Consider the following 12,142-nt stretch of genomic DNA (forward strand, 5'->3'; position numbering starts at 1 on the left):
GCCCCTTTCACAAATATTATGTAATCGGTTCATGTACAGTAACTAATTTTGTCCCATCAGGAAACGTGGCTTCAACTTGCACTTCATGAATCATTTGAGGTACACCTTCCATGACCTGTTCTGCCTTCAGTATAGTGGTACCGAACGCCATGAGCTGCGCGACAGTCAAGCCATCCCTGGCCCCTTCCATGATCTCGGAGGTCAAAAGCGCAATGCTCTCTGGATAATTCAGCTTTAATCCTCGGGCTAGTCTTCGCCTAGCTAGGTCAGCAGCTACGGTTATGAGTAATTTCTCTTTCTCTCTTTCCGTTAAATGCACGTTTCTCACCTCTTCAAAAACCGAATAATGGTAATCCTTTACACTTATTATATTCGTGTATTTAACGAATGTAAATCTTTAATGTTATATATACTCACATTAAAAACGCGATTTTTAAACGAATTTTTCGTTTTCATGTGATTTTCACAAGATTTTCACTCGCGTTTGTGCATTTTAAACAAAAAATATTTCATTCGTGTCATATATATTGACATAAACTTGTATCGCCATTTATCATAAGCCATGTAATCCAAATCTTGTAAGGCAAGGGAGTGGGACGTGAATGAGAGAGATAAGAAACAAGGGTAAGCTTACAGTTGCACTAAGTATGGCTTTGATGTTAGTAGCGGCCGGCTGTGCGAAGACAGAAACTACCACCTCTACGACGACTGCACCTGCGGCTGGGGCAACATCGGGCGACACCGTACCAGTGGGAATTCTTCACTCACTAACAGGTACAATGTCCATCAGTGAGGTATCTGTTCGAGATGCTGAGCTCATGGCAATTGATGAAATTAATGCAGCTGGGGGACTATTGGGCAAAAAGATTAAACCCGTGATCGAAGATGGGGCATCGGATTGGCCAACTTTTGCAGAGAAGACAAAGAAGCTCCTGCAGAAAGACAGCGTAGTAACGATTTTCGGTTGTTGGACATCGGCTAGCCGTAAAGCCGTGCTTCCGGTTGTCGAGCAAAACAAAGGCTTACTGTGGTACCCGGTTCAGTATGAAGGCGTAGAATCTTCACCTAACATCTTCTACATCGGTGCAACAACGAACCAACAAATCATCCCCGCAGTAACTTGGCTCCTGCAAAACAAAGGTAAGAAGTTCTTCCTCCTCGGTTCCGATTACGTCTTCCCAAGAACAGCCAACAAAATTATTAAAGAGCAGTTGAAAGCAGATGGCGGAACGCTTGTTGCGGAAGAATACACACCACTTGGACACACCGACTACAATACAATCATTAGTAAAATTAAAAAGGAAAAACCAGACGTTGTCTTCAACACATTGAACGGTGATAGTAATGTTGCCTTCTTCAAGCAGCTGCAAGACGCAGGCATTACGTCTAAAGATTTAACAACCATGTCCGTAAGTATCGCCGAAGAAGAAGTTCGCGGTATCGGCGCTTCCGTTCTCGATGGTCACTACACAGCATGGAATTACTACCAAACAACGGATATTCCAGAAAACAAAAAATTCGTTGAAGCTTACAAAGCCAAATACGGCAAAGATCGTGTAACAGATGACCCGATAGAAGCTGGATACACAGCCGTATATTTATGGGCTGAAGCGGTGAAAAAAGCAGGCTCTTTTGATGTAGAGAAAGTAAAAGCAGCTGCGAAGGGCATTGAATTTAATTCACCTGAAGGTAAAGTTACGATCGATGGTGAGAACCAACATATTTACAAAACGGCACGTATTGGTCAAATCACGGCAGATGGCCAAATCAAAGAGATTTGGAACTCAGGCAAAGCTCTCAAACCTGATCCATTCCTCAAAACATATCCTTGGGGCGCAGAAGTAACGAAATAATCCAAGGTCTTCGTATTCAGAAACCAGGACTGTCTAACACAGTCCTGGATTTCCTTATTTACTTCGATACCAAGCCTATGCTTCCGATGCGAGTTTTGAGGTTTCAATAACCTGCTTCGCTTGTATGGAGAACTCAAAACTTTTAAAGGAGAGGTTGCCATGAGTTTGCTGCTGCTTCAATTATTTAACGGACTCAGCTTAAGCTCCATTCTGCTCTTAATCGCAATCGGTCTCGCCATCACCTTCGGCCTCATGAATGTCATGAATATGGCACATGGCGAATTTATTATGATCGGTGCTTATATGGCTTATCTCGTACAGAAGGGGTTCCAATCCTATATGCCCGCTTCTGCATTCGGATGGTACTTCGTCGTTTCACTTGGCGTTGCTTTTGTCGTCGCTTTCGCCATAGGCTGGCTGCTCGAAGTTGTGCTCATCCGCTTCATGTACGGCAGACCGTTGGATAGCTTATTGGCTACCTGGGGAGTCTCTCTCGCCTTACAACAAATTGCCCGATCCATCTTTGGGGCACCCAATGTCGCTGTTAAAGCACCGCAATGGCTGGAAGGCGGATGGCATGTAACCGCAGACTTAATTCTTCCATATAAGCGACTCTTCATTATTGGACTCGTCGCACTTTGTATCTTCATTATCTACATGTATCTGTATCATTCTGCTGGCGGCAGACGGATGAGAGCCGTCATGCAAAATCGTGAAATGGCTTCTTGCTTGGGCATATCTACGCGTAGAGTGGATGCTCAATCCTTCGCCTTTGGCTCTGCCATGGCTGGTATCGCTGGCTGTGCCCTTTCCTTACTCGGACCGATTGGACCTACGATCGGCACGTATTACATTGTGGATGCCTTTATGGTCGTCGTGCTCGGCGGAATTGGCAAGCTAATAGGCACAGTAGCTGGCGCATTAGGAATCGGTGTATTCAATACCGCCTTAGAATATACGACCAGCGCTACGCTCGGTAAAGTACTTGTCTTTACACTGATCATTGCCTTCTTACAATGGAAGCCGATGGGACTTGTGACGATGCGTTCAAGATCCTTAGATTGAAGAAAGGATGTGACCTCTTCTATGCTCTTGGCCAGACAATCTAAGATCAAGCTATCTATCTATGGTATTTGTATACTACTCATCGCGCTTGCCCCCCTATTCTTGTCTGACTTTCGTTTATCCTTACTCGGCAAATTCCTGGCTTATGCCATTATCGCGATCGGAATTGATTTAATCTGGGGATATACCGGCATTTTAAGTCTGGGTCATGGTGTTTATTTCGGACTTGGCGCTTATTGTATGGCCATGCATTTGAAGCTTGCTTCCACGCCTAATCAATTGCCTGATTTCATGTCCTGGAGCGGTGTCAAAAGCTTGCCATGGTTCTGGGTACCGTTTCATAGTGCCACGGCCGCGTTCCTGTTGGCGCTTATTGTACCGATGATTGTCGCCTTCATTCTCGGATATTTCACTTTCCGTAATCGGATCAAAGGTGCTTTTTTCTCCATTTTATCTCAAGCTTTAGTCATCATTACGGTGACGCTATTCGTCGGGCAGCAAGGCTATACAGGCGGAACCAATGGACTGACCAACTTTACAACCTTCCTTGGACTGAATCTGCAATTACAATCGACGAAGCTGCTTTTTTTCTATCTCACCCTAGGCGTCGTGCTCATTGTTTTAATCCTTAGCACTATGCTTGTGACCAGCCGACTAGGCAACATTCTTACTGCCATTCGGGATGGCGAAAATAGGGTGCGTTTCATTGGTTATAACCCCGTGACTTATAAAGTTTTCATCTACTGCGTCTCCGCAGGATTAGCAGGACTTGCCGGCGTACTCTTCGTACTTCAGGAAGGGATCATCTCACCTGCTCAAATGGGTATCGTGCCATCGATTGAAATGGTTCTATGGGTAGCTATTGGCGGTCGTTCAACCATTGGCGGCGCTATTCTTGGTGCATTAGTTACGAATGCAGCTAAAACAACCTTTAGCGAAGCTTATCCTGCTTGGTGGCCCATCATGCTAGGAGCCATGTTCATTATTGTCGTTTTATTGCTGCCGAAGGGAATCGTCGGAACATTGACCCATTATTTCTCAAATTGGAAAAAAACCACCCGCCCTAAGCAGATCTCGACATCACAAGAAGTAATAGAAACATGAACTCCGATTATGTATACCGGAAAGGGGAACATTTCAATGCTAGGACAATTAGTGAAACAACAACCGACAACTGACGAGACAATCCTGAGCGTCAAGGGACTTGAGGTGAACTTCGACGGTTTCAAAGCCTTACGAAATCTAGATTTCTCGTTAAAATATGGCGAACTGCGCTTCCTTATCGGCCCTAATGGCGCTGGTAAAACAACATTGCTCGATGTGATCTGCGGAAAAGTAAAGCCTTCCCAAGGCCATGTCTTTTTCAAGGATTCCATTGATCTCACCAAGCACCAAGAGCACCAAATTGCCCAGCTGGGCATCGGACGTAAATTCCAAGCACCTACCGTTTTTTCCACCTTAACGGTTTTTGAAAATTTAGCACTTTCAATGAAACAGCAGCGCGGACTTCTCAGTGCTCTCTGGGCCAAAACCACTAGTGAACAAAGAGATCGACTCCATCTTAGATTGGAAATGATCGGTCTTCAAAGTAAAGCCAGCGAACGAGCAGGCTCACTCTCCCACGGGGAGAAGCAGTGGCTCGAAATCGGCATGCTCCTTATGCAAGAGCCCGATCTCTTGTTGCTCGATGAGCCTGCCGCTGGCATGACCGACAATGAAACAGAGAAGACTGGCGAGCTGCTGCATGAAATTGCAGCGAATCAAACCATTATCGTCGTCGAACACGACATGGCGTTCGTGCGCCAGTTCGCCAGAACAGTAACCGTTCTTCACGAAGGAACCGTCCTGCGAGAAGGCACGATGCAAGACATTCAGAATGATGACAAAGTAGCCGAAGTATACCTCGGAAGGAGAGTTGAGCGCGGTGCTTAAACTACAAGGCATTGAAGCCGGATATGGCGAAAGTATGGTCGTCCGGGGCGTTAACCTCGAGGTTAAGCCTGGCCAGATCGTTTGTCTGATGGGACGTAACGGGGTTGGGAAATCAACATTGATGAAGAGTATCATGGGACTCATTAAGCCCAAATCCGGCAAGATCCAGTACATGGATGCAGACATCACTTCGTCCTCACCAGATCGCCGCGCCAAGTCAGGTATTGGCTACGTCCCTCAAGGCCGGGAAATATTTCCTCAACTCACTGTCGAGGAAAATCTTTTATTAGGCCTAGAGGCCGCATCAGATCGCCGTATGAAACTGCCAGACACACTTTTCGATACGTTTCCTGTTCTTCGCCAAATGCTTCATCGCAAAGGAGGGGACCTCAGCGGCGGTCAGCAGCAGCAGCTAGCCATCGCAAGGGCATTAGCTTCTGGACCGAAGCTAATGCTTCTGGATGAACCAATGGAAGGGATACAGCCATCTATCGTCATGGAGATCGAGGCGATCATTGAAACGATTAAGCGCAATCGAGAAATCGCGGTGCTTTTAGTCGAACAAAGTTTAGAGTTTGCAACAAGCATTGCTGATTACTACTATGTTCTCGACCGCGGCACCATCGTTGCCGAAGGGAAATCGGAGCATTTAAGCGAAGATCTCGTTCGAAAGCATTTAACCGTATGATTGTTTGCTTCCCTAAACCTTTTACCACAAAGAAGCTGACCAACTTGACCTAAGGAATTAGGATTCAAGTAGCGTACAGCTTCTTTTTTTTACTGGGAAACAAGTTAAAACTGGACGTCACAAAATGGATAGGATAACATGTCATATAGATAGGATCGATTTTTGCGCACGGCATATCGAGCACCTAACCTTTTAAAGGAAAAGGAGGGGAACCTGTATGTCAAAAATATTAATCATTGAAGACGATTTAAGTATCGGTGAAATGATGGCTATTTACTTATACGAAGACGGCTATGAAGTGAAGCGCGCGGAGAATGGTCGGCAAGGTGAGGCCTTATTTCGAGAATTCCAGCCTGATATGATCATTCTTGATCTCATGTTGCCTGATATGGATGGCATTCAGTTGTGTACGACGATTCGTCACACCTCGACCATTCCGATCTTGATGGTGTCCGCTAAGAATGAAGTTTCCGATCGTGTGAAGGGCCTTCAGACTGGCGCTGATGACTACTTGTGCAAACCATTTTCGATGAGAGAGCTTTCAGCAAGAATACAAGCCTTACTTCGTCGTTCCAACGCTTTTCCTCCACAGGCGCCATCAGCTTCAGACACGCCCAATCAACAAGGAATCCACTTGGAATTTGAGAAGCGCTGTCTATATGTTGGCGGCAAAAATATAGAAACCACGTTCTCCGAATTTGAAATCATGAAGCTTTTTTGGCAAAATCAAGGCAGGGTTTACAGTCGAGAAGAGCTGTTAAATCGGGTTCGCGGCTTTGATTCCCAGGTAACCGAGCGTGCGATCGACGTCCACATTGCCAACCTTCGCAAAAAAATAGAAGATGATCCCAAAGAACCCAAGCACATTAAGACCGTGTGGGGTGTCGGATATAAATTTCTACTTATGTAAAGCTCCCTCGGGAGCTTTTTTTGTTTTGCAAAATTCGTCACCAAATAGGCATCCGCACAATATGATGATTTAGGAAAATGACTTTTACGAACAGACTTACATTCTAAGAAGAAGGCTTTCGTGTTGAAAGCTCAAGGAGGAAATAATTATCATGTTAAACAATCCTTACAAAATAGGCAATCAAGCAATGCCGCAAGTTCAGTATGGCAATCCATATCCTGCATACCCGGTCCCTACAAGCATTACGAACCAAGTCGTCCCCATGACACCAGCCGGATCGGTTCTAACGCCACCTGGCGGCTTACAAACAGGCGTGAATGTACTTCCTCCAATCGAAGAATCCTATATCGAGAATATTCTTCGTTTGAACCTTGGTAAAATGGCAACAATCTACATGACATATGAAAACAACCGTGACTGGAATGCCAAAATTTTCAAAGGAAGATTAGAAGCTGCTGGTCGTGATCATATTATTATCAGCGATCCTGTAACTGGCATGCGTTTCCTATTACTTATGGTGAATTTGGATTACATCACATTTGATGAAGAGCTTAATTACGCTTATCCCTTCCGCGGCGGAGCCCTCTCCAGATAATAGCTGAATAGCATACGAAAACCGTTGCTCTGATGAGGGAGCAGCGGTTTTTCTGTTTAGGCAAACTTAGTTGCTGAGAAGTGCCACATATGCAGCTTCTTGATACCGCCCTGGATCCATTGCTCCCAATCTCCCTGCTGGCCGCCTCCCAGCCCCTCCTCCAAGCGTTCTTGCTTCATGTTCAGATAGTCCTCATAGGTAACTTCATTCCAAATTTCTACATAAAGTCCCTCCTGATCTGTTCCCTCCAATAGCTCCAAACGCCCTTCCCGCCTCATAAGTCCCTGCATATAGATGAGAAATGAAGCACGATATTCTGGTTTTATGGCATACTCCACAAAAACTTTAGACATTTTTAGTTCTCCTTTTGATTTATTTTTTACTCTAAAATGGTAAACTAAGAGCAAGATGTCTTACGACCCGTCACCCCAAGATACAGAAACCTAAATCTGTACAGAAACACTTAGGAGGAAAACCAGTTGGATACAGGTACTCATCTCGTCTTTGGCTTAGGTTTAGCAGGACTTTCGCAAATCGATCCGAGTATTTCCGCAGATGCGGCAGCAACGACTGCTGTTTTTATTGGAACCGTCGTAGGGTCTCAGATTCCTGATATAGATGGRCTCCTCCGGTTCAAAGGAAATGCTGTATATATTCGCAATCACCGCGGTCGCTCACATTCCTTACCAGCCATTCCCTTATGGACGCTGTTGATAACTGGGGCACTCGCGCCATTCTTCCAGGGTATTTCCTTTATGCATCTTGCCATGTGGATCGGCATCGCCGTTTGCGTTCATGTTTTCTCCGACTGTTTCAATACCTACGGAACGCAAGCCGTTCGACCCTTTTCAGAAAAGTGGGTATCGTGGAACATCATTCACATCTTCGATCCCATTATATTCACTAGTCATATCGCGGCGATCTTCATGTGGTCCTTTGATCTAGCGAGGCCACAGCATATTTTCCCCACCTTATACGGCTTACTCGCGCTTTATTACATCTGGCGAACACTCGACCATGCCATTATCGAAAAAGGGCTGTATCGGAAAGATGCCACCTATCAGCCTGGCGATAACTATACGCTTATTGTAACATTCAACCTGTACGTCTGGAATGTTGTGAAGGAGCGAACCGATGGGACGTATCAGTTAGGAGAGCTCAAGAACGGCAAGCTGAAGTGGTTGGACACCGTTACCTGCTCTGACCACCCTGCCATCGAGATTTCCAAGCATCATGAAGACATTCAAGCGCTGCTCTATTTCTCCTCCTTCACCGCTGCCGAATTAAAGGAACATCAGTGGGGTTATGAAGTGAGATGGGCGGACGTGCGCTATCGTCATCGCAAGCAATTTCCATTCGTCGGCGTCATCCTTATGGATCACAATTTCCATACGCTCGATTCTTACGTCGGCTGGGTAAATGATTCCAAGCTCGGTAAGAAGCTGAAGGTTGATCTGTATTGAGCTTATGTCAGCCCCAGCAAAATACATTCAAGGCCTACGCGTAAACTGCATGGGCCTTTTTTTTGTAGCGCTGAGCACGACGCACGCAACAAAAGCCCAGGAGCTATTTAGGCTCCTGGGCTTTATTATTACATAGTTCGGGTATGCTAGTACGGAGACAATGATCTAATTAACGGAAATTAGATCCAGATTGCCCCGCGAGCGTTTGCTCGGCGATTTGTACCAACCGGCGAGTAATGGCACCACCAATAGATCCAGTGTCACGGGTTGCCATGTTTCCATAGTAACCATCTTGAGGAATTTGAATGCCCAACTCCTGAGCTACCTCATATTTCAATTGGTCTAAAGCTTGATTGGCTTGCGGAACTACCAGTGTGTTGCTGCTTCGAGATTGTGCCATCAGGATCGTACTCCTTTCAGTCAGCTATAATCTTTGATGTATTTGCAAGCTTGCAAAGATAGTATGTGGAGGAAATGAATTTATATGCACAGCGCTCAAAAAAGTTTAAAATAAGAAGATCCTAGGATAACACCTTGAACAATCTTCTAGAAAGTAGGTCGTCACCAGTATGAGTAAACCACTCGCTCTCCTATTCGCAGTTGTTGGTACGCTGCTGCTCGCTTGTATTTCCCTCTTCATCGCCCTTCGGGAGCCCTGGATGGTGCTCGCTTGCACTATCGTTTCGTTAGGATTTATCGGATATGGCTTCGCAGTGAAAGCCAAGATGCGTCGGAAAAATACGCCTTCCAAGTGAAAAAAAGCTCAAATCCCACAAGTAGGGATTTGAGCTTTTTGGTTTGTAATCGATGAGCTTAGCGAACAATAAAGCCCATCCGTTTCTTCACCTCAAGCAGCGTTTGATTGGCCACTTCAGCAGCTTCGTCAGCGCCTTTTTTCAAAATATCAAAGATTTCTCCTGAACTACGAATCTCATGATAACGTTGCTGAATTGGCTCCAGAACAGAAACAATGTGCTCAGCCAACTCCTTTTTGAAAGGACCATACCCCTGCCCCTCATATCTAGCCTCAATCTCCACAAGACTCATTTCCGCAAAGTGCGAGTAGATCGACATCAAATTACTAACCTCTGGTTTGTTCTGAGGATCATATTTCACTTCACGACCTGAATCCGTAACCGCGCGACTTAGCTTCTTACGAATCACATCTGGCGTATCGAGCATCGCGATGAAACTTCCGGCATTCGGACTGCTTTTGCTCATCTTCTTAGAAGCATCATCTAGTGACATAATTCTGGCGCCCACCTCAGGCGTATAGGGCTGTGGCATCACAAACATATCTCCGAAACGGTTATTAAAACGGTTAGCCAAATCACGCGTCAGCTCCAAATGCTGCTTTTGATCGTCTCCAACAGGAATTAGATCTGCGTTGTACAACAAAATATCAGCAGCCATCAGCGACGGATACGTGAACAATCCTGCTCCAACAGATTCTTTACCTTCTGATTTATCTTTAAATTGTGTCATGCGCTCTAGCTCGCCCATATGTGTCAGCGTCGTCATAATCCAGCCTAACTCGGCATGCGCATGTACATGGGATTGCAGGAAGACAGAAGCCTTATTTGGTTCTAGCCCTGATGCGATATAAAGCGAAGCTATGGACTCCGTTTGTTCCCGGAGCGCCGCTGGATCTTGCGGTACGGTAATGGCATGCATATCAACCACCATGAAATAGCAGCGATGCAATTCCTGCAGTTTCACAAAGTTACGAAGTGCGCCAATATAATTGCCAATTGTCAGCTGACCGCTGGATTGCATACCTGATAGTACTCGTTTCATTTCAAAAACCTCCTATAAATTTAGTTACTTACACAATTCGTATACCTAAAAAAGACAACAAAAAAGCCTCCCTCCGCAAGGGACGAGAGACCGTGGTACCACCCTAATTTGTCTACTAACATAACCAAAGTTATGTGCATGTAAACCTTCAGGCTCTGATAACGGAGAGCTACCGTTTAGCATAATTAACTGTGTGGCTTATTCCGGCCTAGGTCCCGGTAAATCTTCACAGTGTTCAGCTTCAAGCTCAAGGATCCATTCGGTTTGCTTGTTCCACCGGTTCGCACCAACCACCGGCTCTCTGAGAAACGCGAGACAAACGTACTTGTTCCTATCATCGCAATTGATTTTCTATTATTATACACCCTTAGTGATCAATGTCAATCAAGGACGTTGTCCTAGATAGCCCAGCATGTACATAGGATAGATACATACCAATCCTTCCGGCAAAGGGGTGTCAACGCATTGTCATCAACTCTATACCGCTGGAGCCTTCCCGTCTCCACGGTGATTTGCGCGTTTCTTATGATTCTTATCGTGACAACAAGACAACTTCCCCCAATGGGGATGATCATGGAACCAGTCAGCCAAGTGTTCATGTCCTTTATGGACATCTTCTTAGATGCCCTTCCGTTCATGATTCTCGGTGTTCTGCTATCTACGATCGTAGAAAACTTCATTCCTGAGGGCGTCATCCAGCGAATGACCCCCAAACACCCACTAGGCGGTGTGTTGTTTGCCTGTGTGCTGGGCATAATGTTTCCCCTCTGTGAATGTGGCATGATCCCCTTCGTGCGCCGCCTGATGCGCAAAGGGATGCCTGTCTACATCGCCGTCATCTTCATCCTCGTCGGGCCTATCCTTAACCCAATCGTATTTGCCTCCACTTGGATGGCTTTCCGCGGCAACCCGGCGATGGCTTATTCACGCATGGGGCTCACCTTCGGTGTTGCGCTTGTGATCGGCTTCCTGCTCACACGATTTCTCAAGAGCAATCCGTTGCGGCACCCGATTGAGCCTGCTGCAAGCCAAACACATCAGCACACACATGATCACAACCATGATCACAAACACGAGCATGGTCACGTGCATCATCACGACCACGGACATCATCATCATGACAACCATCATGGGCACAACCATTCCCATGGGGATAGTCGTCTCATGACAATGGTCAGCCACGGCTCCTCCGAGTTGTTCGAGATGAGCAAATACTTAATGCTAGGCGCTTTGCTGACAGCGCTGATTCAGACATTCGTCGCGCAGGATAGCTTGAGCTCCCTCGGTCAAGGCGTCTTCATCTCCCATGTGTTCATGATGGGCTTCGCCTACCTGCTCTCCTTGTGTTCCACAACAGACGCCTTCGTAGCTGTCTCCTTCGCCAAATCATTTTCACCTGGCTCCTTGCTCGCCTTCCTTGTATTCGGCCCGATGATCGACGTGAAGAGTACGCTGATGATGCTTTCGATCTTCAAGGCCCGTTTTGTATTAACACTGTCGATTGTCGTGGCGATAACCGTATTGAGCGGCTCCCTGTTATTCATGCATTTCTTTTTGGCTTGATCGGAATCGACGACTACGCCTAGTGAAAGAGTTACGGAACGTCGTTCCGCTATGTTGGCTTAAAAGTAGCCAATGGGGCCGTCTTAGTCTAAATAACGTCCACCCGTTCCGTAACTATTAAAAATCACTCTCAACCACCTAAATAACGGAACCACGTTCCGTATCTCGGTCGGTGAGGATACAAAAGGTAAAAAAGCCTTGGTAGTTCGTATGCAATCATACGGTAACTACCAAGGCTTTTCTTTAAATATTTACTGAACAGAGATAGCTTGTTAA

At 45.9% G+C, this 12,142-nt stretch carries 14 protein-coding genes and 1 other annotated feature; of the genes, 10 read left to right on the plus strand and 4 right to left on the minus strand.

What is annotated here, in order from left to right; translation table 11 throughout:
* Window positions 1–16: 16 nt before the first annotated feature.
* Window positions 17–319, minus strand: a complete 303-nt coding sequence (locus AC1DVJ_RS09985) for an urease subunit gamma (protein ID WP_477590358.1) — start codon at window positions 317–319, stop codon at window positions 17–19.
* A gap of 283 nt (window positions 320–602) precedes the next feature.
* On the opposite strand from AC1DVJ_RS09985, the gene urtA reads away from it, so the two are divergent.
* The 7 genes from urtA (at window position 603) to gerQ (ending at window position 7,043) form a co-directional block, all read left to right on the plus strand.
* Window positions 603–1,853 carry an urea ABC transporter substrate-binding protein gene (urtA, locus tag AC1DVJ_RS09990; protein ID WP_477590360.1) on the plus strand — a complete coding sequence of 417 codons (1,251 nt, stop codon included), beginning with the start codon at window positions 603–605 and terminating at the stop codon, window positions 1,851–1,853.
* A 159-nt stretch (window positions 1,854–2,012) separates the two neighbouring features.
* On the plus strand, window positions 2,013–2,918 hold the full coding sequence (gene urtB, locus AC1DVJ_RS09995; protein ID WP_477590362.1) for an urea ABC transporter permease subunit UrtB: 906 nt from the start codon (window positions 2,013–2,015) through the stop codon (window positions 2,916–2,918).
* Window positions 2,919–2,939: 21 nt separating this feature from the next.
* The gene (gene urtC, locus AC1DVJ_RS10000) at window positions 2,940–4,022 is read left to right on the plus strand and encodes an urea ABC transporter permease subunit UrtC (protein WP_477590364.1); all 1,083 of its coding nucleotides are present in this window, start codon (window positions 2,940–2,942) and stop codon (window positions 4,020–4,022) included.
* Window positions 4,023–4,058: 36 nt separating this feature from the next.
* Complete coding sequence (gene urtD, locus AC1DVJ_RS10005) at window positions 4,059–4,850, plus strand: urea ABC transporter ATP-binding protein UrtD (RefSeq protein WP_477590366.1); 792 nt, start codon at window positions 4,059–4,061, stop codon at window positions 4,848–4,850.
* Window positions 4,843–5,538, plus strand: a complete 696-nt coding sequence (urtE, locus tag AC1DVJ_RS10010) for an urea ABC transporter ATP-binding subunit UrtE (RefSeq protein ID WP_477590368.1) — start codon at window positions 4,843–4,845, stop codon at window positions 5,536–5,538. The genes urtD and urtE overlap by 8 nt, the downstream gene beginning before the upstream one ends.
* A 217-nt stretch (window positions 5,539–5,755) precedes the next feature.
* Window positions 5,756–6,448 carry a response regulator transcription factor gene (locus AC1DVJ_RS10015; protein WP_477590370.1) on the plus strand — a complete coding sequence of 231 codons (693 nt, stop codon included), beginning with the start codon at window positions 5,756–5,758 and terminating at the stop codon, window positions 6,446–6,448.
* Window positions 6,449–6,599: 151 nt separating this feature from the next.
* Window positions 6,600–7,043, plus strand: coding sequence for a spore coat protein GerQ (gene gerQ / locus AC1DVJ_RS10020; protein WP_477590372.1), 444 nt, complete (start codon window positions 6,600–6,602; stop codon window positions 7,041–7,043).
* Between the two features lie 56 nt (window positions 7,044–7,099).
* Here the strand turns inward: gerQ and AC1DVJ_RS10025 are convergent, their stop codons facing one another.
* Complete coding sequence (locus tag AC1DVJ_RS10025; RefSeq protein ID WP_477590374.1) at window positions 7,100–7,396, minus strand: hypothetical protein; 297 nt, start codon at window positions 7,394–7,396, stop codon at window positions 7,100–7,102.
* A 126-nt stretch (window positions 7,397–7,522) separates the two neighbouring features.
* On the opposite strand from AC1DVJ_RS10025, the gene AC1DVJ_RS10030 reads away from it, so the two are divergent.
* Complete coding sequence (locus AC1DVJ_RS10030) at window positions 7,523–8,506, plus strand: metal-dependent hydrolase (RefSeq protein WP_477590375.1); 984 nt, start codon at window positions 7,523–7,525, stop codon at window positions 8,504–8,506.
* Between the two features lie 169 nt (window positions 8,507–8,675).
* Here the strand turns inward: AC1DVJ_RS10030 and AC1DVJ_RS10035 are convergent, their stop codons facing one another.
* Window positions 8,676–8,906, minus strand: a complete 231-nt coding sequence (locus AC1DVJ_RS10035; RefSeq protein WP_477590377.1) for a small, acid-soluble spore protein, alpha/beta type — start codon at window positions 8,904–8,906, stop codon at window positions 8,676–8,678.
* A gap of 169 nt (window positions 8,907–9,075) precedes the next feature.
* Here AC1DVJ_RS10035 and AC1DVJ_RS10040 point away from each other — a divergent pair, with 169 nt between their 5' ends.
* Window positions 9,076–9,261, plus strand: coding sequence for a DUF5325 family protein (locus tag AC1DVJ_RS10040; protein WP_477590378.1), 186 nt, complete (start codon window positions 9,076–9,078; stop codon window positions 9,259–9,261).
* A gap of 58 nt (window positions 9,262–9,319) precedes the next feature.
* On the opposite strand, the gene trpS is transcribed toward AC1DVJ_RS10040, so the two are convergent.
* Window positions 9,320–10,303, minus strand: a complete 984-nt coding sequence (gene trpS / locus AC1DVJ_RS10045) for a tryptophan--tRNA ligase (protein ID WP_477590380.1) — start codon at window positions 10,301–10,303, stop codon at window positions 9,320–9,322.
* Between the two features lie 75 nt (window positions 10,304–10,378).
* Window positions 10,379–10,650 (minus strand) — a binding site (T-box leader).
* A gap of 226 nt (window positions 10,651–10,876) precedes the next feature.
* Between trpS and AC1DVJ_RS10050 the strand changes: the two genes are divergently transcribed.
* Window positions 10,877–11,866 (plus strand): permease, encoded by a 990-nt coding sequence (locus tag AC1DVJ_RS10050; RefSeq protein ID WP_477590381.1) that lies wholly within the window; start codon window positions 10,877–10,879, stop codon window positions 11,864–11,866.
* The last annotated feature ends 276 nt before the right edge of the window (window positions 11,867–12,142 follow it).

This window comes from Paenibacillus sp. P4_A9 (assembly GCF_056402415.1).